Raw genomic sequence first — 20,204 nt, 5'->3', positions numbered from 1 at the left:
GGGACCGGTGAACAGCCGAGAGCCGGCGGGCCGGTCCCCGGCCGGCCCGGCACGGCAAGGGCCCGGCACGGCAAGGGCCCGGCACGGCAAGGGCCCGGCACGGCAAGGGCCCGGCACGGCAAGGGCCCGGCACGGGCGGGTGACCGGGGGTCCGGCCCCCGCACTGCCTCCTCAGGGCGTGCCGGAGGTCCGGTCCGGGTACGCGCCGCACGCGGTGTGGCCACGGGAAACCGCGGTCAGGTAGCGAGCGCGTTCCGCCTCCGTGAGGCGCCGCCCCACGCGATCGCACAATTGTCTGATCCACGTGGTGACCGAGGTGTCCCAGGACAGCACTTCGCCTCCCTCGGTGATCGACCACAGCCGTTTCCCGTCGGGGGCGAAGACGAGGTTGCTCTGCGCGCCGTGCCCCTCGGCCCCGCCATACGAACGGGGCACCGGTAGAGCGGTGCTGACGAGTCGGTCACCGCTCTCGGCGTCCCACAGCCATACGGTGCCGTCCCCGGCCAGCGTTGCCGCCCACCGGCCGCCGGGGTCCGCCGCGACGACCACCGGTCCCGCGCCGTCCGACCGCCACCTCAGCCTGCCCGTCGACACGTCCCAGCGCTGCAGCAGGCGCCCGTCGGTGACGGCGAACAGGGAGTCGGTCCGCTCCGACAGCGCCAGGGCGTCGAGCGAGCCGCCGCCGAGGTCCAGCCGGTGCACCCGCCGGCCGGACGGCAGTTCGTACACGTCCACCCGGCCGTCCGTGGTCGCCACGGCGGCGAGAGCGCCCTTCTCGCTGACGGCCGTCCGGTACTCGGTCAGGCCGGTGGTCCTGCGGTCCCTCTCGGTCGGACGGGGTGCCGGGCGCTCGACCGCTGTCGAGAGCTCTCCCGTCCCGGAGTCGTGGAGGAGGACGGAGCCGTCGGAGACCACGACCACGACACCGCCGTCCGGCCGGGTGGCGATGCGGGGCGGCACGGAGATCGTGTCCGTGCCGGCGGGCAGGGCGAAGACCCGCTCCCCCTGCAGGGATCCCTCTCTCCACGTCCATGCCTCCACCGCGTTCCGCGAGGCGGCGTACAGCGTGTCGCCGCTCTGCGCGAAAGCGAGCCCCTCGTAGAACGTCCGCCCTCCCGCGCTCATGTCCTTGCCCTTCGGGGGCCGCAGGTCCAGCGTGGACGGGACACCGGCGTCCCACTCGTGGCTCCAGGCGATGTGCCCGTCCGGTGTCATGGCGAGCGGAAGCCGGGACGGGACCGTCGCGCCGTCGGGCACCCGGACGCCGAGCCGGTGCATGGTGGGTGCCGTCTTCCCCGCCAGGTTCCACAGGGCGACGGTGCTGCCGCCGGCCGAGGCCAGGCGGTCGCCCGCTCCCGGCGAGAAGGCGAGCACCGACGGGGTCTCGACTCCGGGGAGCGTGTCGATGACCGGCCGCTCCGGATCGCCCTGAGCCGTGGCCAGGAAGAGGCCCTGGCTCGTGCCCACCGCCACCCGGTCGCCGTCGGAGACGGCCAGACTTGACGACTGCTTGCCGGGAAGGACGGGCTGGGCTCCGCAGCCGTCTTCTCCGGAGGTGTCCCCCGGAGACCGTCCCCGGAGCAGTTGCGCGACCGACTCCAGCTGCACGGCCCCGAATCGGGAATAGCCGAAGCAGTTCCCGCTCGGCGAGGCGGCGGAGACGTAGCCGTTGTGGGGATACAGGGTGTCGTCGGACGACCTGGTCCTGCGGAGGCTGTCGTCGTACACGCGCCAGCCCAGGGCGGTGACCACGGCCAGTTCCCGCCCCTTGTCCCGGAAGGCGAGGTTCAGTACGCCGGCCCGCAGGCCGGTGACGACCTGTGCGTGCGGTTCGCCGTCCCCGGCCCGGTAGAGCCTGAGCGTTCCGCCGCCGTTGGCCGCCAGGTCGTGGCTGGACGGGCGGAACGCCACCGCGTCCACCGGCCCCTTCCCGGCGGACAGCCGACGCGTATCACCGGCGCGGAGATCGTGCACGGCAGTCTCGCCCGAGCCGGTGCCGATGGCCAGCAGCTGATCGTCCTCGCTGAACTCCAGCGCGCTGACCTCGCCCTTGACGGAGATGCGCTCCACGGTGCGCCTGCCGTCGGACGTCCAGACGGTGACCACACCCCGGTCGGTGCCGGCGGCGACGTAGCGGGCCGAGGTGGTGAGAGCCAGTGCGGTCACGGTTCCCTCACCCCGCACGAAGCGGACCAGGCGGGGACTGTGGACCGTCAGCTGGGACAGCGCCGACAGGGTCTCCGGGGTCTCCTGCACCTGGTATGCCTGGAGGGCCAGGAGGGAGGCCACCTCCAGATCGTCATCTCTCAGGTTCATCGCGGTGGCCGCCAGTTCGCGTGCGGTCGCGAGACGGGCCTGGGCCTGCGCGGTGTTCCGCTGCACGAGGGCGATCACCGTCGCGGCGACGAGCGCCAGGCCCAGGGTGATCGCCAGCCCCTGCATGATCCAGCGGAAGTTCCGCAACTTGCGGCGCTGGGTCACGTCCTCGCCGATCAGCTCGTCCTTGGGACGGTCGTGCAGGGTCGCCGCGAGGTCGGCCACGCAGTCCTGGAACCGCGGGTCGCGCGGGTCATCCGGCTGGTCCTCGCCCATCCAGCGCAGATCCAGCCAGCGCGGTTCCTCGGAGAAGTGAGCCCGGAGAGCCCGGGGCAGACAGGTCGTCCGGTTCCAGTCGAAGTCCCCCGCCGCACGGTCCCAGTGGAGCTCGCCTCCGGTGACGACGAGCAGAAGGTTGCTCTTCCGGGGCCCCTGCCGCCACCAGGAGACCTCCTGGTTCACCCAGTGAGACCGCGCCGACTCCGGTGACGCCAGCAGAATGAAGTACTCGGACGCGCCGAGCGCCTGCTCCAGCCTGCTCCAAAGACGCGGATCGGCCGACAGAGCGGCATGGTCGAGAAAGACCCGCAGGGCCCGTACCCGCTTCCAGGGCCTGGCGAAGCGGTGCAGGGCGTGCCGCAGTTGCCGGGCCCGGTGACGGTCGGCCGAGCTGCTGTACGAGATGAACGCCGCGTAGCCCATCGGGAGTCCCCCCGCCCTTCCGCACGGATCGCCGGACGCCGTCCGGCCATTGTCGCCGAGCGGATACCGGCCGGGCACAGCATTGGCGTATTCCGCATCCTCGGGACGGGAGCCGGCTGCCGACCGGGAGGGACGAGCCGGCGCGCCGCCGGCGCGCGCCGACCCGAACGCGGTGTCCCCACCGCCCAGTAGAGTTCCTCCCGGTGCCGTCGGTCCGAGGGGGACGCATGTGCGGTTGGATACGCCGGCGGTGTGCCGTGCGGGATGCATCCGCAGTCTTGACTCTGCTCGTGCTGTGCGCGGTCCTCACCCCGCTCACCGGCTGGGCCGCTCCGGCCGCCGCCGCGCAGCCGCACGACGCCCAGGCCCGCTACTTCGCCGAGCAGTTGCGCAGATCCCCCGTCCACATCTCCGACCAGGTGCCCCGCACCGTCCCGCGCTCCGCCCGCCCCGCCTTCGCCGCCCAGGCCGAGCGCACCGGCGTGCCCACCTACGTCCTGGTCCTGCCCTTCTCCGTCGCGATCGACGGCAAGGACCTGCTGTCGGCCGTGCACGACCGCCTCGGGCGGAAGGGCCTCTATGTGCTGCTCGAAGCCGACGGGGGCGGCGGCTGGGGCGACATCGAGGTCATGACGTACGCGGTCCGCGTTCCCGCCGACCGCGCGGCCGGCACCGCGAAGGACTGGCTGCCGGACGACGCCACGGCCCTGGACCTGTTCACCCGTTTCGTCGACGGACTGCGCAACGGCGGGGACGCGAGCGGCGGCGGATGGAAGCCGGGCAGCCTCTACACCTCGCCCGGGGCGCGTGAGGTACAGAGCGCGGTCACCGGCGCGCTGACCGTCGTGATCCCGTTCCTCGTCCTCCTCCTCGGCGTCAGATCCTGCCCGCGTCACCGCGGATCCCGCGGATGGCTGTGGCTTCCCCTGCTGGCTGCGGCCGCGCTCGCGCTGATCGTCCCGCTCGGTGCCCGTGCGGTCTTCGGCGACACCCGGTCCACCGGGGACCCCGCCCCCACGGCACGGGACATGCGGCTGCGCATCGAGCGTGTGGCGACCGGGTTGCGCGAGAGCCCCGTGTACGTCGACGCCGAGTCCGTACCGGCGCTCTCGCCCGCGCAGCGGCGGTCCCTCGCCGAACGTCTCCACGCGCTCGACGTACCCGTCCGCGTCGTGGTCCTTCCGCTGCACTACGGCGACGAGTCGTACGGAAGGGCGGAGGCGTTCGCCGAGCGGCTGCACGAGACGCTGGGGCAGGACGGTGTGTACGTCGTCGCCCACCTCGGCACCTTCGACAGGATCACCGTGCGCTTGGCCAACCACGGTGCGAAGCTGGCCGACACGGAGCTGCACGACCTCGACGCGTGGGTCCGGTTCGGTCCCGAGGCCCCGGACGAGGGTCCTGCTCTCCACCGTCGCCTGATGGCCCTGGCCGATCACATCGCGGACACCCCGCAGGGCCCGCCCGGCCGGCCGGACGCCGCCCGCGGCCTCCCGGACCCGGTCGCCGACGACACCGTCCCGCCGCTCCTCTCCGGCCCTTTCCGGTCGGTTGTGCGGGCCGGCGCCGCGGGCGCGGGTGCGCTGTGCGCCGCATGGGGAGCGGTCCTGGGCGTACGCCGGGCACGCCGTGGTGGCCGCGCCCGTGCCCATGCCCGCGCCGATGCGCCGACCGCGCCCCACACGGCCTGGCTGCGCAGGACGGCGCGCCGCGAACTCGCCCTGCTCCACGAGGATTTCGTCCGTCTCGGCGGCACGGGCGGCGACCGGGTCCACGGCCATGTGTGGGACTGCCTGGACGCGGCGACACTGCTGCTCGACCAGCGGGGCGACCAGCGCGTCGACGCCGATGCCCGGGACTGTGATCTCGCCACGGCACTGGTGCTGATCAGGGCGGGGCAGGCGGTCGTGAGGTCGGCGGAGCAGCCCCGCGTGCTGCAGCGCACCGCACGGGTGTGCACGCTCAACCCGCTGCACGGGCCGGCCGGGGAGAGCCGGAGACTCACACCCTCCGCCGGCGCCCGGGACCGCCGGCAGCCGGTGTGCACCGCTTGCGCCGCGGCTCTTCCGGGCAGAGCACCGGACGGGCGGCGGGACACGGAACGAGAGGTGCGGCTACGGCTGCCCGGCCCGGACGGAACCGTCGCCTACACCGAACTTCCCGGGCCACTGGGCACCGCGGGATCCGCAGGGGAGATCGTCGTACGCGACCTCATCAGGGACGTGAAGGAGCAGCTCGGTGTCCACGGCTAGCCTCCGCCTCCTCCTGGGCACGCTGACGGCCGCCCTGCTGTACTGGCTCTGCGGTCCCGTCCCGGCGCGGGCGGCGGACCCGGTCGCGGCCCCGGGGTCTTCCGCCGAGATCGCCGCCGCTCTCGCTGAGTCGCCGGTGTACGTCGCGGGCCGGTACCGCTCGGCGGTACCGGCCGGGGAACAGCGGGCCCTGGAACGGCAGATCGAGAGGACGGGACTGCCCGTCAAGGTCGTCCTCCTGCCCTTCGAGCACGACGACCGGTGGAGCGGCGACTCGGACCAACTCGCCGGCGCGCTGCGCGAGCGGCTGACGTCCTCGGGCCGGGAACAGCTCGTCCTGATCACCGTCCGCGGCTGGACGGACGACGGGCTGGCCGGCTACGAGTGGCCCGACGACTCCCGCTACGACGCCTTCCACGCCGCCCTCGCGGTCAACACACAGCAGGACCTGCAGGACGAGCCGCTGGGCACACGGGTGGCCCGTGCCATCGACATCGTGGAGGCGGGCACCGGCCTGCGGGAGTACGAGAAGGCCAAGGCGGCGGCCGACGCCCGGGAGGCCGACGAGAAGGACCGGGCGGACGGGACGGACGGGGCGGAGGGGACGGAGGGGACGGACGGACGACCCGGGGCCTCGCTCCTTCTGCCGGCGGCAGGCGCGGCCGCGGTCCTCGTACTCGCCGCCGGAGTGGTGCGGTGGCTCCGGGCGCGGCGCCGGGCGGCGCTGCCGTACCCCGTGCCCGGTCCGGTGTTCGCGGCCGCGCGGGAGGCGGATGAACAGGCCGTCAGGCGGCGGGCGCAGGAGGAAGTGCTGCGCCTGGGCGAGGAACTGGGAGAACTCGAATCGGGCACCTCGCCGTCGGACGCGGAGGCACTGCGGCGCGCGCTGGACGCGTACGCGGCGGCCGGAACCGTGCTGGACGGTGCGCGGGGGCTGCCCGATCTGGCCGGCGTCCTGGCCCTGGTGGCGGAGGGCCGCGACGCGCTGGGGACGATGCCTGCGGGGAAGCGCAGGGCCGGCAAGGGAACTCCCGGCCTGCCGCTGTGTTTCTTCCACCCGCTGCACGGCCGCGCGGTCCGGCGCATCACCTGGCGGCCGCTCGGCCGCCGGGAGTCACTGCAGGCCGCGGCATGCGCCGAGTGCACCCGGGCGGTGCGCGCCCGCCGCGCGCCGGAAACGCTCATGCACCGGCACGAGGGCCGGGAGGTCCCGTACTTCGACGTCCCGGCGCACCAGAGCCTGTGGGCCGCCACCGGCTACGGCTCCCTGGGAACCGAGCCGCTGACCGCCCGCGTGCAGCGAGGCGACTTCACCCGCGCCGCCCGGGCCCGCGAGCGCGAGGCGAAGCCGTGAGGAATGAGCGGGATCTGCTCGCTCCGCTGCGCGGGCCCGGCCGGCGGTCCGCTACTTCAGACCGGCCAGGCTGAGCGCACGATCCAAGCGGTCTCGTGACCGCCTCCGAGCACGCTCCGCACCCTCAGCCCGGATCTTCTGCAGCTCCGATCGCTCTTCGAGGAGCTGCAGTACCCGCTCACGCACCGGTGCGATCAGGGAGATCACTGCCTCTGCGGTTGCCTCCTTGAGGTCACGGTAGGAGTCGATGCCCTTCGCCGCGTCGTCCGGGAGCGTGTCGGTGCAGGCAGCCATGATCTCCAGGAGGTTGGCAACGCCCGGCTGTTCGTCCGGCGCGTAGCGGACGGTGTTCTCGCCGTCTGTCACTGCGCGCCGGAATTTGCGGCGCACGGCCTCAGGACTGTCCAGGACGTAGACGATGCCGCTGCCGTCCGAGGACGACTTCGACATCTTCCGCGTGGGGACGGCGAGGTCACGTACCCGGGCTCCGGCTACGGGCAGGACGGCTTGCGGAACCGTGAACACGTCGCCGTAGTCCGTGTTGAACCGCCGCGCCAGGGTCCGGGCCAGCTCCACATGCTGGTTCTGATCGTGGCCGACGGGCACCTCTGAGGCGCCGTGAAGCAGGATGTCCGCCGCCATGAGGACGGGGTAGGTGAGCAGACCGAGGCGTACGGAGCTGCTCCCCTGGGACTTCTCCTTGAACTGCACCATCCTTCGAGCCTCCCCGAAGGTGCAGGTGCACTCCAGGAGCCACGTCAACGCCATGTGCTCATGGATGAGGTCCGACTGCACGAAGAGACGTTCCCGGGGTACACCTGCCGCGATGAGCAGGGCGAGTTGGTGATCGGTCAGTACCCGCAGGCGCCCGGGGTCGTGCCTGGTCGTCATGGCATGCAGATTGCTGACGAAGTACAGGTCTTCGGGACCCGGCTCCGCTGCCCAGCGACGCACTGCCCCGAGATAGTTCCCCAGGTGCGCCTCGCCTGAAGGCGTGATCCCGGAAAGACTGAACATTGGCCCTGGTCCTCTCGTCCTGACCGCACCGACGAGGCGGGCCGACCAAGTTCAGCAGCCCGTCCCTCGGGGCGGCTGGCCGGCTCGGTCGAGCGCAGGTTCTTGGGGCCGCCCTAGGCGGCCCACCAACGAAGATTCCTGCGCAACATGGTCGCGAACGTACCACAGCCGGCAGGGGGCAATTGCGTGATTCCTGACAGCCCTTGCTCTCATCAGGCCTGAGCGGTTCCGGTGGGCCGGGGTTCTCCGAAAAGCGCCCTGACGGCTGGATCCTGGGCCGCGGCCCGAGCGCAACTGACGGCGAGGCGTATCAGTTCGGAGTTGGAACCCTCACGCCAGGCCAGGGACAACCGGGCGTCGGGTACATCCGTCACAGGTATGAAGACGACGTCCTGACGGTGCTGGACTGCCATGACGGAGACGGGGACGAGTGCGGCTGCGTTCTCGAGGGCTACGAGGTCGATGGCCTCGTCGAGGCGCGTCGCCGTGGGAAGTTCCTTCCAGACGGGCTTCCCGGGGCGTGCCTTGCCACCCCAGAAGTCGGACCACTCGGGCGGCCCTCCGGCGGGGCGGTGATCGGAACCTCGCTCAGTTCGTCGATCGACACGCAGTCACGTCCGGGCCAGGTCGTGGGCGGAGGGCAGACAGACGACCCGGGGCAGGAGGGCCACGGTGACCTTCTCGAGGCCCGCGTAGTCCGCGGGCTCAAGGACGAAGGACACGTCGGCGTCCCCCACCCCCAGGCATCCTGTCTGGTCGGTCCACGGCACGTACCGGGGCACCACCTGGCATTCGGGGTGTCTTTCGCGGATCAGCTCAATGGTCCGGTGTGCCAGAAGGCGGCTGACGGCAGGGGGCTGACGGCTGGGGACTGACGATCAATAACTCCTTGATTTCGTTGGGATGTTCAAGGCGAAGGTGGATGCTGTCCCGCGATGGCTGCGAGCTGGTCGTGGGAGGTCACCTTGATCGCTCCGGCGGTGATGGTGTGGCCGAGTGCGTCGAGGTCGGGGGTGGTTTCGCGGACGGCCCTGCCGATCCTCGCCTTGGAGACGCCGAACAGGGTGGCCAGGGTGACCTGTTGGAGGGACCAGCGCTAGACGAGTCATTCCGATGTGATCAGTGGTCGTAGGCGACCAGGGATCGCATGACCGGCTGTCCGGTGAATCCACCGGCCACGGCGGCGCTGCCGTTCGCCATGGTGCCCGCACCCGGTTACGACAGCTTTTCAGGCCCTCGGAAAGTCACCTGTCCGGCACCACGTCCGTCCGATGCCGGCCCTTGAGACCTCCCGCGGCTGCTGATGGGAAGAAGCTCACCAATGCACGTTCTGCGGCCTGAACGGATCGAATATCGACTTCCGGAGCAAGGCCCCTGAGCGCATCGCCCAGAAAATCCGGGATCTGGCCGAGCGGCACCAGATCCTCGACCTGGTCACTGTCAGTCGAGCAGGACGCCGGGGTTGAGGATGTGGTGGGGGTCCAGGGCGTTCTTGGCGGCGCGCAGGGCCAGCGCGAAGGGTTCCGGGCGCTGGAGGTCGTAGCCGGGGCGGTGGTCGCGGCCGACGGCGTGGTGGTGGGTGATGGTGGCGTGGTGGCGGTGCAGGACGTCGGTCGCGGCGGCTTTGATGTCGTCCCAGATCTCGACCTCGCTGCCGGGGCGGCCGGCGAGGGCCACGGTGAAGTAGGGGGCGGCCCCGTCGGGGTAGACGTGGGTGAGGCGGCAGTTGATGGTGGCCGGGTGTCCGGTGGCCTTCGATGCGGCGGCGCCGACCTCGGTGCGGACGGCGTCGATCAGGCGGGGGATCTTCTCCCAGGTGGCGGCGGTCTCGAAGGTTTCGACGACCGCGCCCATGCGGGCCAGGCCGTCGCGCAGGTAGGGCATGCGCAGGAACGCCGAGCGCCAGGCGCCCACGGCCGCGTCGGCCGGGGCGTCGCGGTCTGCCGCGGGTGTCTCGCCGCGGCCGCCGTGGGCGCGTGCCAGGTCCACGGCGGCCGTCAGGCGGTGGCCGACCGGGGTGGTGGCGGACTCGAAGCCGAGGACGAGGACGGTGGAGCCGTCGTGGGAGGCGCCGGACAGCAGGGCCTCGCCGGGGTCGAGCAGGCGGCAGTTGGCCGGGGCGAGGTCGGACTGGGCGATGGCCCGTACGGCGTCCAGCGCCTGGTGGAAGTCGGCGAAGGTCACGGAGGCGGAGGCCTTGTGACGGGGGCGTTCCTGCAGGCGCATCCAGGCCTCGGTGATGACGCCGAGCGTGCCCTCGGAGCCGAGGAAGAACCGGTCGGGTGAGGGTCCGGCGCCGGATGCGGGCAGCCGCCAGGAGGTGTTGGCGCCGGCGGGTGTGATCACGCGCAGGGACTGGACGAAGTCGTCGATGTGGGTGTGGACGGTGGCGTAGTGGCCGCCGGCCCGGGTCGCGAGCCACCCGCCGAGGGTGGAGAACTCGAAGCTCTGCGGGAAGTGGCGCAAGGTCAGCCCGTGAGGGCGCAACTGGTCTTCCAGTACGGGGCCGAGGGCTCCGGCCTGGATGCGGGCCGAGCGGCTGGTGGGGTCGATCTCCAGGACGCGGTCCATCCCGGTCAGGTCGAGCGAGAGCACCGCGTGGTGGGTGTCGCCGCGGTACTCCACGCCGCCGGCCACGGAGGAGCCGCCGCCGAAGGGGATGACGGCCACGCCGTGCTCACCGGCCCAGTCCAGCAGGTCGGCCACGTCCTGGTCGCCGGCCGGGTGGGCGACGAGGTCGGGGATCCGGCCGGGCCGGCCGCGCAGGGCCCGGATGACGTCGCGGTACGCCTTGCCCATGGCGTGGGCGGCACGCGCCCGCGGGTCGGCGGTGACCAGGTGCGCGAGGGAGGGCGGGGGTGTCGCGACGGGGCGGCCCATGGGCAGGTCGGCGATCCGGGGTATCGGCAGCGGGCGGGCCAGGGTGCCCGGCAGCAGGGCGCCCAGCGCGACGCATTCGGCGTCGTCGGCGTGGGCGTCGGCGTAGCCCCAGCCCCACCAGGAGCGGGCGCGGGAGGTACGGGGGTCGGTCGCGGCAGGCATGGGTGCGCTCCAGCGGGGTCCAAGGAATTAACCCGATGGTAAATTACCCTAGGGTAAGATCTGGTTCATGACAACGCCCCCCTCCAAGGCCGGCACCAAGGGCGTACCGAGGGCCGCACGCGAACAACAGGTCCTGGCCGCGGCCACCCGGGAGTTCGGCCGCCACGGCTACGAGGCCACCACCATGGCCGCCATCGCCGCCCGCGTCGGGGTCACCAAACCACTCCTGCACCACTACTTCGGCAGCAAGCAGGAGCTCTACCTCGCCTGCCTCACCCCCGTCGGCGACCGGCTGCTGGCCGCCATCCGCGCCGCCATGGCCGACCACGCCACCGGCGCACCGCCCACACCCCTGCGCGTGCTACAGGCCCTGTTCACCGCCCTCGACGGCCGGCGCGAGGCATGGTTCGTCCTCTACGACCCCACGCTTCCGCCCGGCAGCGAGGCCGCCCGCCGCGCGGCCCACTACCGCGACGCCATCGACGACCTCGCCGCGACCGGCAGCGCCGACCTCCTGCACACCACCGCAGCCGGCGACCCGCTCGACGCCGACGCCCTCAAGTACGCATGGCGCGGCCTGTGCACCGCCCTGGTCCGCTGGTGGATCAACCACCCCGACCAGACACCCGACGCCATGACCCGGCGCTGCGCGCGTCTCTTCGGGGCCGGCGGGGCCGTCCTCGCCGCCGGTGACGACACCGCGTGAGCTCACCCATGGCCGGCGCCCCACCGTCCCGGGCACCGGGGTGGACCACCGGGTCAGTCGTGCGGGGCCTGCCCGCTCACCCGGTGGTCCGCGTGACTGAGCGCTTCCACGACGAGGCGCCGCAGATGCCCGTCGCTGAGGCGGTAGTGGATGTGCCGGCCTTCCCTGCGGGTGTCCACGAGCCCGGCAAGCCGCAGCTTGGCCAGGTGCTGGCTGACCGCCGTGCGCGACGCGGCGCAGCGTTCGGCGAGTGAGCCGACGTCCGCCTCCCCCTGCGCGAGCAGCCACAGCAGGTGCAGGCGGGTGGCGTCCGAGAGCATCGCGAACACCCCGGTCGCCTCGGCGAGCCGCGCACTGTCGGGGGCCCGCAGATGCGCGTCGGCCGCAGGTGACATGGCTTGGCGCTCGGACATGTGGCCAGCCTAGAGCCATCGGCCGGGGAGAACACCTCATCATGTGCACAGGTGCGCACATGATGGCTATGCTCTCGGCACCGCCGTACCCGCCGACCGCCCGGGGAGCCGCCCCCATGCTCGCCGTCCTCCGCGACCGCACCTACCACCGTCTCTTCACTGCCCAGATCGTCGCTCTGACCGGCACCGGGCTGGCCACCGTCGCGCTCGCTCTGCTGGCCTACGACCTCGCCGGTGCCGAGGCCGGCTCCGTGCTCGGCACCGCGCTCGCCCTCAAGATGACGGCGTATGTGGCGATCGCCCCGGCCGCCGGCGCCATGGCCGGCCGGCTGCCGCGCCGGGCGCTCATGGTGACCGCGGATCTCGTCCGTGCCGGGGTGGCGCTGTTCCTGCCGTTCGTCGACCAGGTGTGGCAGGTGTACGCCCTGGTCTTCCTGCTCCAGTCCGCCTCCGCCGTGTTCACGCCGGTGTTCCAGGCCGTCATCCCCGACGTGCTGCCCGAGGAGCGCGACTACACGCGGGCCCTGTCCCTGTCGCGGCTGGCGTACGACCTGGAGAGCCTGGTCTCTCCCGCACTGGCGGCCGCGCTGCTGTCGGTGATGACGTACAACTGGCTGTTCACCGGCACCATGCTGGGCTTCCTCGCCTCGGCCGCGCTGGTGCTCTCCGCGGCCCTCCCCGTGCCGGCCGCCCACCCGGCGCCGCGCCGCACGGGCAGCACCTTCTCCCGGGCGACCGCGGGCACCCGCCTCTTCCTCACCGTCCCGCGGCTGCGGGCGCTGCTCGCCCTGAACCTGGCGGTCGCGGCGGCCGGTGCGATGGTGACGGTCAACACCGTCGTCTACGTCCGTGACCATCTGGGACTGCCGGAGAGTGCCGTACCGCTCGCGCTGGGCGCGTACGGAGCCGGGTCGATGGCCGTGGCCCTGGTCCTGCCCCGGGTTCTGGACAGGTTGCCGGACCGGGCCGTGGCGCTGCCCGGCGCGCTGGCACTTGCCGTGATCTTCGCCGGGCTCTGGGCCGTCACCACCGCCCAGAGCGGAAGCTGGCGCCGGACCGCGCTGCTCGCCCTGTGGGCGGCGTTCGGCGCGGCCTGCTCGCTGGTGCTCACTCCGGCCGGGCGGCTCATCCGCCGCTCGGCACCACCGGAGGAGCGTACGGCGGCGTTCGCCGCGCAGTTCTCCCTCTCCCACAGTTGCTGGCTGGTGACGTATCCGCTGGCGGGATGGCTGGGGGCGGCGGCCGGGCTCCCGTCGGCGGTCGCGGCCCTCGGCGGCATCGCGCTGGCCGCCTCGCTGCTGGCGGTGCGGCTCTGGCCGTCGCGCCCCGTACATGTCCACACCGGCCTGCCCGCCGGGCACCCCCACCTGGTGGGTGCCCGGCGAGTGCGGGCGGGCCGGCGGCACCGCCACGGCGGCTTCGACGACGGCCTGCACAGCCACCCGTAGGGCCCGGCGCCACGCCGGCCGCCGGCCCCCGGCGGTCAGGCGGCTTCCGTGGCCACGGGGTGCGGGGCCCCGAGATGCCCCGCCCGGTGCAGCCGCAGGACCAGGCCCGCGCACAGGAACCCGGTCGCCGCCAGCACCGACCAGGGCAGCCACCCCACTCCCGCGTCGAAGAGCGCCCCCACGGCCAGGTTGCCCACCGAGACCGCGATGCCGGAAGCGGTGTTGTAGGCGCCGTAGTACGTCGCGACGAGCCGCTCCCCGGAGAGCCGGACGACCGTGTCCATCTCGAAGGGATAGAGCAGCGCCCCGCCCCAGGCCAGCAGAGCGGCGCAGGCGGCGAGGGAGAGAAGGCCCGTCGCACGGCCCGGGCCGCCGGGGGGCGCGCCCGGCATCAGCGGCACGAAGGCCGCGCCCATCACCGCCAGGCCGCAGGCGACGGCCCGCGGTCCCGAGAGGTGCCGCCTCGCCCACGCGGTCAGCCGGAGCTGCCCGGACAGCGCGGCCAGGGCGGAGACGGCGAAGACCGCTCCCGTCACCAGTCCGGCCCGCTCGCCGAAGAGCTCGCGGGCCCGGAGCGGGAGGGCCAGGTAGACCTGGAAAGCGAGGACGTAGGAGCCGGTCATCGCGGCGGCGAAGAGGAGGAAGGGCCGGTTGGCGGCGACGGCCCGCCAGTCGGAGGCGACGGCCCGCCAGGCCGGCTCGGCGCCGCGCTCGCGTGAAGGGCGGGCCGGAAGCGCACGCCACTGCAGAAGGGCGAGGATCCCGAAGACGAGAGCGGCGACCGCGCAGACCACCCGGAAGTCCCAGGCCAGCAGGGACAGTCCGGCGAGCGGGCCGACGAGGATGCCGGCCTGGTAGAAGACGTTGAAGGCGGCGAACGCCTCCACCCTCCGCTCCTCGCCCGCCGCCTCGGCGAGGTAGGCGCGCACGGCCGGGTTGAAGAGCGCGCCCGCCAGGCCGGTCGCCGCCGAGGCCGCGACGAGGGCGGGCAGCGAGTCCACCAGCCCCAGCAGGCCGAAGGCCACCGTCCGCAGCGCGCACCCGGCCAGGATCAGCGGCTTGCAGCCGTAGCGGTCGGCGAGGGTGCCGCCGACGAGGAACATGCCCTGCTGGGAGAGGTTGCGCACGCCCAGGACCAGCCCGACCGTCCAGGCCGCAAGGCCGAGGCCGTGGGAGAGGTGGTCGGCCAGGTAGGGCATCAGCATGTAGAAGCCGAGGTTGATGCCGAACTGGTTGACCATCAGCAGCCGGACGGGCGCGTCGAAGGAGGCCACCTGGGCCCGCAGGCGCCTCATCGGGCGTCCGCCGTCTCGAGGTCGCGGCCCAGCGGGTCGCGGACCCGGCCGCAACGGGTCCAGCCGGTCACCACGCGCTCCCCCGGGTCGCCGATCTCGTCGGGCTCCTCCGGCCGCCCCCGGCCGAGGAGGCGGTGCTCCTCGCACCAGGCGTCGTTGTAGACGGTCTCCAGATAGCGGTGCGGGCCGTCGGGAAAGACCGCGGCGATCCGGGTGCCGGGCGGGAAGGTGCGGGCCGCCCAGCCGGCCACCAGGGCGACCGCGCCCACGCTCCAGCCACCGGAGGCGTAGTGGTGCCGGGCCAGTTGGCGGCAGGCCCAGACGGCTTCCGCCGGGGCGACCCAGTGGACCTCGTCGAAGGCCGGGTAGTCGACGTTGGCGGGGTGGATGCTGGAGCCCAGGCCACGCATCAGGCGTGGTCCGGCGGGCTGGCCGAAGATCGTGGAGCCCACGGAGTCGACGCCGATGAGCCTGAGGCCGGGGACGTACTCGCGCAGCACCCGGGCGGTGCCGGACGAGTGGCCGCCGGTGCCGACCGCCACCACCAGCACGTCCACCCGGCCGAGTTGGGCGATCAGCTCGGTGGCCAGGGGCCGGTAGGCGGCCACGTTGTCGGGATTGTGGTACTGGTCCGGGCAGTACCCGCCCGGGGTGCGGGCGAGCAGTTCGGCGACGCGCTCACGCCGGGCCTCCTGCCAGCCGCCCACCGGGTGCGGAGCGGCGACCTGCTCGACGCGCGCCCCGAAGGCCGTGAGCAACCGGACCACGGCCGGTTCCATGCCGCGGTCCGAGACGACGGTGACGGGGTGCCCGTAGGTCAGCCCGGCCAGCGCCAGGCCCAGGCCGAGCGTGCCGCTGGAGGACTCGACGATCGGCGCGCCCGGAGCGAGATCGCCCCGCCTGCGGGCCTCACGGACCATGTGGAGGCCGGGGCGGTCCTTGATGCCGCCGGGGTTGGCGCTCTCCAGCTTCGCGTGGAAACCGAGCCCGGGCGGCGCGAACGGCTCACCGACCCACAGGACGGGTGTGCCGCCGACCAGTTGCGCGGGGTGACGGGCGGTCCGGGGCGCGGGGGCGAGCGCCCCGGGCGAGGTCAGGGGGAAGGGTTCGGACAGGGAGAGATCCATGGTGCGTACAGCTCCTTCGCGCCCCGGCGCCCGTGAGGGCCGGACTGCGCTGGCGTTGGTACTGGCGTTGGTGCCGGTGCTCAGGGATGCAGCGGCGCGCGGGCACCCGGCCACGGCCCGCCACCGTCCTGGACGGAGCGGGATGTGAGCAGGGGTGCGGGCTGCGGCTACTGACGCCAGACGCAGTGGAGCGCGAGAGCGGACCGGCCGTCCGGGGCGCGGGCACCGCCCCGCGCCCCCTCGAAGACCATGCCGGTGACGGCGGACCGCTGGGGGTCCGCGGCTGAGAGCCAGGACAAGGACGAGGACAGCCCGGACGTGTCGGGGCCGTACGCGGTCACGGCATACGGCCGGACCACAGCGCGCGGACGGTCGACCGCATGGTCCACGTGCTCGTCCGCGTGGGGGTGCTCGTGCTCATGCCCGGGCCCGTGCTCGGGGGACGGGACGATGTCCCGGGCGGTGGGATGGGCGGAGGACGATGCGCCGGCCGGGGCGTGCGGCCCGGTGAAGGCCGGGCCGTGGACATGTCCCGCGAGGTGGGCGGCGATCAGCACAACCAGGCCGAGCAGCAGGCCGATCCGGCCCCTTCGCCCGGCGGCCGGTGGGCCGATACGCAGTCCGATCACACACAGACGGTAGGCGACCGGATGCCCGTTGTTACGGACGCGGCTCGTGGGGTGTCGCCGCGCGGGAACCGCCGCAGGCGCCCAGCGGCCCCGGGGCACCGCTTCCCGGACGGATCTCCGCCCACGGATCCGGCGACCGGCCCCGGCCGGGGCTCAAGCACGGCAGCAGCCGCCTGCCACGGAACGGCCGGGGCCCGGCCGGGAGGCGCCCAGCGGTTCGGCCGGGCCGGCCGGGTGGGCGGGGCCTCACCCGGGGCAGGCACGGCCGCTACGACCTGCTCGGGGCAGGCGTATGGCCGCTACGACCTGCTCGGGGCAGGGGCCGGGTCCCTGCCCCGCAACTGCTGGATGGTTCCGCCGAGCCGGGTGCGGAACTCCTCCAGCATCTCCGGCTCCTTCGCACTGACGATCCAGCGCGAGCCGACCAGGTACTTGCCCCCGTAGATGGCGGCGGAGTCCAGCCAGGCCTGCTGGTACTCCTCCTTCGGGAAGGTGGTGATGAGGTAATCGACCTCCGGCGTGTGGCACACACCCTGACGCAGTTCGTCGGCCTCCAGGCGGATCTTGGCCTCGCACCCGGTCAGACCGGCGATCACCTCGACCTTCGCCGGTGCCACGAACACGGCCTCCGGGGCACTGGAAGTCTTCGCCGAACCACTGTTCACCGCGGCGCCGCCAGCACCGGCCCCGCATGCTGTGACCAGGGGTACGAGGGCCAGGCCCGCGGCGAGCACGGTGCCACCGGCCGGGCGGACGGTGGGCCGTGGCCGGCGGGTGGGTCCGCGCCGGGGCCGCTGTGACTGCTCGGGGTGGTGTCGCACGTGCCTCTCCCTCTCCGGGGCGTTCCCGCCCGCGCCGGCGGCCCGGCATACGACAAGGAGTACGGGCGAACACCCGTGACCGTTCACCCACATGGGCGCGTGAGCCCGTGGCGCGCCGGACCCCGCCCCGCGGCCCCGGACCTGCGCCCCTGCGCTGCGGGCCCGGCCGAACCCTCCGCCGTACACCGGCGGCGACCACGCCGTCGGCCTCCTGCCGACGCGACGTGCGAACTCGGCGGTGACGAGGGCCGGCGTCCGGTAGCCGCACCGAGCCTCCTCGATCGGCGGGCCTCTCCCCCCGCCCGGCATCAGTGAGCGGAGCCACCGCCGATGGGCGATCACGGGACCGCCGTCCGTGATGCGGAGGACAATGCGCCCGCACCGGGCGGCGTGGGGAGGCGCTGGACGGGGATCGACGCTCGCCGCTCGGACGGGCGGCCACCTCGGTCACCCGGGGGCTCCGGGGAGCTGGTCAGCAGCTCGCTGAGGGCGGCGGTCCTCGGCGGGTTCCGCCTCGTCGGCGCGCAGACTCACGGCAGACCGTCGTGCTGCGATTTGACCAGACGGAGCGTCCAGGGTGCAGACCGGCCGGGCCTGCCGGTGTCGTCAGCCCAGCACCTCCCGTAGCCAGGACCGTTCCGCGTGGCTGGTGGCGCGGGCGATGGTGAGCATGCCGCGACGGTAGGGGTCGTCGGTGTCCTCAGCGCGCAGTGGGCGCTCGCCGTCGTGGAAGAAACTCGCGGGCTCTTGCAGGAATTCCAGGCGCCGGCGCAGTACCGCGTGCTGGTCGGCGGTGTCGGGCAGCTGGGAGAGGAAGGCCAGGACGCTGAAGTACCGGGTGCTGTCGCTGATGTCCAGGCCGTCGGCGTTCCGCAGCCGGCGCAAGAGCTCGGTACGGCCGGCGGCGGTCAGGCTCAGGGTGTACCGCTGGGCGGCCGAGGCGCCCGGCTCGGCTCTGCGGTCCAGTAGCCCGGCGTTGACCAGTCGGTTGATTGCCGGATAGAGGCTGCCGTCGCTGACCGGTCGGGCGTGGCCGGACAAGTGCGCTATCCGGCGGCGCAGTTGGTAGCCGTGCAACGGGCCTTCGGCCAGGAATCCCAGGATCGCGAGTTCCAGCATGCTGCTACTCTCGCACATCGAAACGAGGTACCTCGAATCGAGATAAGGGGCGGGGATGTCGTACACCGAGGAATGGGTGACCGCGCGGGCGCGTGCTGCCTACGAGGACGGCCGGGCATCGTTCGACGTACGGCCGGAGCGGACGGCGTTGCTGGTCATCGACATGCAGGATGAATTCGTCCGGCCGGGCTGGAGCCCCTACTGGGTGCCGGCGGCGACCCGGATGGCGCCGGCACTGCACCGGCTGGTCGAGGGATGCCGGTCCGCCTCGGTCCCGGTGATCTGGACCATCTTCGACGACACGCATCTCGGCCTGGACCGGCCGAAGGCCCTGCGCTACCTTCCGCACGCCGACACCGACTGGCGTCCGCCGGGCCCGGCCGAGGTGTGGGACCGGATGGGCCACCGCCCCGACGAGGCCCTGATCCGCAAGCCCTCGTACGGCGCGTTCTACGACACCCCGCTCGACACAATGCTCCGCAACCTCGGCCGCGACACGGTCATCGTCACGGGAACGCTCACCAACTACTGCTGCGGCACCACGGCCCGGCAGGCATACGAGCGCGGCTACAAGGTCGTGTTCGGGGCAGATGTCACGGCCACCGACGACGAGTCCCGGCAGGAACCAGAACTTGCCGTCCTGCGCAAGGGCTTCGCGCTCGTCTTGACCGCCGAGGAGATCGCGAGCCGGCTGACCACGACCGACGCCCACCGACGAGAGGTCGCCGTCGGGGAGAACGCCGGCTGACGCGGCATTGGAATGCCCGCCCCGGGCTGCCGCCCCGGGCACAAGAGGAGCTCCGGCCGAGCGGGGCGGCCACGGCTTCCCTGCGGTCGGATGTCCCGCGCCGGCGACCGGCGGCTCAACTCGGCCTTGCCTGCCATCGCGGCCCTCCGGATCCGGATGCCGGGAAGCCCCACGGGCCTGCTGCGACCGGGAGATCGCCGAAGGCAGGACCGCCGGGGAGGCCAAGCGGTGCCTCAAGCGCCGCTTGACAGATACGGAGGCATCCCGGGATCGGTCGCCGGCCCGCCTGCCACGGGAAGCGCACGACTCCCCGTCCTCCCGCCCGTGGCCGCCCGCCCGGCGGTCGCCCTCCTCTCCCAGCCGTGCCCCCGAGACCGCTGCGTCGTGTCACACCGCCCGGGGCCGGTCCCGGCCGGGGCGCACGCCTCGCGGGCGGACGCGCGGTCCGGTCCTGTGCCCGGACCGCGGAGCGCAACCAGGCGGCCATGCGACCGCCCCCGGAAGCGACCGCGGCTCGCGGCAGTCGCGAGCCGCGGTCCGGAGCCGGGTGGACCCGTTCCGTCAGCGCCTGCGGCCCATCGCCCGCCAGGCCGCGGGCAGAGCCGCGCTCGCGGCGACCGCCTTGAGCACGTCGCCGACGAGGAACGGCACCAGGCCGTGGAGCACTGCCCACGCCAGCGACTGGTGCGTGACGGCGGCGAGCACGGGAACACCCAGCGCGTAGATGGCTGCCGAGCCGGCGAGGTAGGCCAGCAGCGTGCCGGCGACGCGCCGGTCGGCGCCCCGCTGGGCGAGCGCTCCGACGAGGTAGCCGGCGACGACGAACCCGAGCAGGTAGCCGCCGGTCGCGCCGAGGACGGTGGACAGGCCGCCCGTCGCCCCGGAGAAGACCGGCAAGCCCGCGGCGCCGATGGCGAGGTAGAGGAGTTGGCCCAGCGCGCCGCGGGTGGCACCCAGCGCGGCAGCGGTGACCAGGACGGCGAACGTCTGCAGCGTGACGGGGACCGGCGAGCCCGGTACGGGCACCGATATCTGCGCGGCCAGCGCGGTGAGCCCGGCGGCCCCGAGGACGAGCACGGCGTCACGGACGCGGCTGCGAGCCCAGACGGAGTCGGCGAGTGCGCCCCGCCGGGGGATGGCGTGTGCGACGGAACTCATGACTGAGGTGGATCCTTTCGAACGGTGGTGGCGGCGGCAAAGGCTGCGCGTCGCGGG

At 73.3% G+C, this 20,204-nt stretch carries 15 protein-coding genes and 1 pseudogene; 5 read left to right on the top strand and 11 right to left on the bottom strand.

Going from position 1 to position 20,204, the window contains the following annotated elements; all coding sequences use genetic code 11:
* Window positions 1-171 precede the first annotated feature (171 nt).
* On the bottom strand, window positions 172-3,018 hold the full coding sequence (locus tag KBZ10_RS09220; RefSeq protein ID WP_210987021.1) for a TIR domain-containing protein: 2,847 nt from the start codon (window positions 3,016-3,018) through the stop codon (window positions 172-174).
* A 278-nt stretch (window positions 3,019-3,296) separates the two neighbouring features.
* Between KBZ10_RS09220 and KBZ10_RS09215 the strand changes: the two genes are divergently transcribed.
* Complete coding sequence (locus KBZ10_RS09215) at window positions 3,297-5,270, top strand: hypothetical protein (RefSeq protein WP_210987020.1); 1,974 nt, start codon at window positions 3,297-3,299, stop codon at window positions 5,268-5,270.
* On the top strand, window positions 5,257-6,624 hold the full coding sequence (locus tag KBZ10_RS09210; RefSeq protein ID WP_210987019.1) for a hypothetical protein: 1,368 nt from the start codon (window positions 5,257-5,259) through the stop codon (window positions 6,622-6,624). Before KBZ10_RS09215 ends, KBZ10_RS09210 begins: the two co-directional genes overlap by 14 nt.
* Window positions 6,625-6,675: 51 nt before the next feature.
* Here the strand turns inward: KBZ10_RS09210 and trpS are convergent, their stop codons facing one another.
* The 3 genes and pseudogenes from trpS to KBZ10_RS09195 all read right to left on the bottom strand — a co-directional run bounded on the left by trpS (window position 6,676) and on the right by KBZ10_RS09195 (window position 10,683).
* Window positions 6,676-7,641: a tryptophan--tRNA ligase gene (trpS, locus tag KBZ10_RS09205; RefSeq protein WP_210987018.1), complete on the bottom strand. Its 966-nt coding sequence runs from the start codon at window positions 7,639-7,641 to the stop codon at window positions 6,676-6,678.
* Between the two features lie 611 nt (window positions 7,642-8,252).
* A pseudogene (locus tag KBZ10_RS09200) lies at window positions 8,253-8,483 on the bottom strand (hypothetical protein); the annotation flags it as partial.
* A gap of 598 nt (window positions 8,484-9,081) precedes the next feature.
* Window positions 9,082-10,683, bottom strand: a complete 1,602-nt coding sequence (locus tag KBZ10_RS09195) for an FAD-binding oxidoreductase (RefSeq protein WP_210987017.1) — start codon at window positions 10,681-10,683, stop codon at window positions 9,082-9,084.
* A 67-nt stretch (window positions 10,684-10,750) separates the two neighbouring features.
* Between KBZ10_RS09195 and KBZ10_RS09190 the strand changes: the two genes are divergently transcribed.
* Entirely contained in the window at window positions 10,751-11,389 is a 639-nt protein-coding gene (locus KBZ10_RS09190; RefSeq protein ID WP_210987016.1) for a TetR/AcrR family transcriptional regulator, read from the top strand.
* Between the two features lie 53 nt (window positions 11,390-11,442).
* Here KBZ10_RS09190 and KBZ10_RS09185 read toward each other — a convergent pair whose 3' ends face one another.
* Window positions 11,443-11,802 carry a metalloregulator ArsR/SmtB family transcription factor gene (locus KBZ10_RS09185; RefSeq protein WP_210987015.1) on the bottom strand — a complete coding sequence of 120 codons (360 nt, stop codon included), beginning with the start codon at window positions 11,800-11,802 and terminating at the stop codon, window positions 11,443-11,445.
* A 116-nt stretch (window positions 11,803-11,918) separates the two neighbouring features.
* Between KBZ10_RS09185 and KBZ10_RS09180 the strand changes: the two genes are divergently transcribed.
* Complete coding sequence (locus tag KBZ10_RS09180) at window positions 11,919-13,250, top strand: MFS transporter (protein WP_210987130.1); 1,332 nt, start codon at window positions 11,919-11,921, stop codon at window positions 13,248-13,250.
* Window positions 13,251-13,285: 35 nt separating this feature from the next.
* On the opposite strand, the gene KBZ10_RS09175 is transcribed toward KBZ10_RS09180, so the two are convergent.
* The 5 genes from KBZ10_RS09175 to KBZ10_RS09155 form a co-directional block, all read right to left on the bottom strand.
* Window positions 13,286-14,545 (bottom strand): MFS transporter, encoded by a 1,260-nt coding sequence (locus KBZ10_RS09175; protein ID WP_210987014.1) that lies wholly within the window; start codon window positions 14,543-14,545, stop codon window positions 13,286-13,288.
* Window positions 14,542-15,672 (bottom strand): PLP-dependent cysteine synthase family protein, encoded by a 1,131-nt coding sequence (locus KBZ10_RS09170; protein WP_210987013.1) that lies wholly within the window; start codon window positions 15,670-15,672, stop codon window positions 14,542-14,544. Before KBZ10_RS09170 ends, KBZ10_RS09175 begins: the two co-directional genes overlap by 4 nt.
* Window positions 15,673-15,839: 167 nt before the next feature.
* Complete coding sequence (locus KBZ10_RS09165) at window positions 15,840-16,301, bottom strand: hypothetical protein (protein ID WP_210987012.1); 462 nt, start codon at window positions 16,299-16,301, stop codon at window positions 15,840-15,842.
* Window positions 16,302-16,600: 299 nt separating this feature from the next.
* Window positions 16,601-16,918 (bottom strand): hypothetical protein, encoded by a 318-nt coding sequence (locus KBZ10_RS09160; RefSeq protein WP_307847304.1) that lies wholly within the window; start codon window positions 16,916-16,918, stop codon window positions 16,601-16,603.
* An 810-nt stretch (window positions 16,919-17,728) separates the two neighbouring features.
* Window positions 17,729-18,241 carry a PadR family transcriptional regulator gene (locus tag KBZ10_RS09155; protein WP_210987011.1) on the bottom strand — a complete coding sequence of 171 codons (513 nt, stop codon included), beginning with the start codon at window positions 18,239-18,241 and terminating at the stop codon, window positions 17,729-17,731.
* 55 nt (window positions 18,242-18,296) lie between these two features.
* Between KBZ10_RS09155 and KBZ10_RS09150 the strand changes: the two genes are divergently transcribed.
* On the top strand, window positions 18,297-18,989 hold the full coding sequence (locus KBZ10_RS09150; protein ID WP_210987010.1) for a cysteine hydrolase family protein: 693 nt from the start codon (window positions 18,297-18,299) through the stop codon (window positions 18,987-18,989).
* A gap of 561 nt (window positions 18,990-19,550) precedes the next feature.
* Here KBZ10_RS09150 and KBZ10_RS09145 read toward each other — a convergent pair.
* Window positions 19,551-20,147 carry a biotin transporter BioY gene (locus KBZ10_RS09145; RefSeq protein WP_210987009.1) on the bottom strand — a complete coding sequence of 199 codons (597 nt, stop codon included), beginning with the start codon at window positions 20,145-20,147 and terminating at the stop codon, window positions 19,551-19,553.
* Window positions 20,148-20,204: the final 57 nt, after the last annotated feature.

The organism is Streptomyces sp. F63 (genome assembly GCF_018070345.1).
Taxonomy (GTDB): Bacteria; Actinomycetota; Actinomycetes; order Streptomycetales; family Streptomycetaceae; genus Streptomyces.
The sequence above is the reverse complement of the archived record's forward strand: the minus strand, read 5'-3'. Positions and strand labels throughout refer to the sequence as shown.

Coding starts and splice junctions, on each gene's coding strand:
- KBZ10_RS09185 (WP_210987015.1), bottom strand. CDS start 11,802: ATGTCCGAGCGCCAAGCCATGTCACCTGCGGCCGACGCGCATCTGCGG.
- KBZ10_RS09180 (WP_210987130.1), top strand. CDS start 11,919: ATGCTCGCCGTCCTCCGCGACCGCACCTACCACCGTCTCTTCACTGCC.
- KBZ10_RS09145 (WP_210987009.1), bottom strand. CDS start 20,147: ATGAGTTCCGTCGCACACGCCATCCCCCGGCGGGGCGCACTCGCCGAC.
- KBZ10_RS09150 (WP_210987010.1), top strand. CDS start 18,297: ATGTCGTACACCGAGGAATGGGTGACCGCGCGGGCGCGTGCTGCCTAC.
- trpS (WP_210987018.1), bottom strand. CDS start 7,641: ATGTTCAGTCTTTCCGGGATCACGCCTTCAGGCGAGGCGCACCTGGGG.
- KBZ10_RS09190 (WP_210987016.1), top strand. CDS start 10,751: ATGACAACGCCCCCCTCCAAGGCCGGCACCAAGGGCGTACCGAGGGCC.
- KBZ10_RS09220 (WP_210987021.1), bottom strand. CDS start 3,018: ATGGGCTACGCGGCGTTCATCTCGTACAGCAGCTCGGCCGACCGTCAC.
- KBZ10_RS09195 (WP_210987017.1), bottom strand. CDS start 10,683: ATGCCTGCCGCGACCGACCCCCGTACCTCCCGCGCCCGCTCCTGGTGG.
- KBZ10_RS09175 (WP_210987014.1), bottom strand. CDS start 14,545: ATGAGGCGCCTGCGGGCCCAGGTGGCCTCCTTCGACGCGCCCGTCCGG.
- KBZ10_RS09170 (WP_210987013.1), bottom strand. CDS start 15,672: ATGGATCTCTCCCTGTCCGAACCCTTCCCCCTGACCTCGCCCGGGGCG.
- KBZ10_RS09155 (WP_210987011.1), bottom strand. CDS start 18,241: ATGCTGGAACTCGCGATCCTGGGATTCCTGGCCGAAGGCCCGTTGCAC.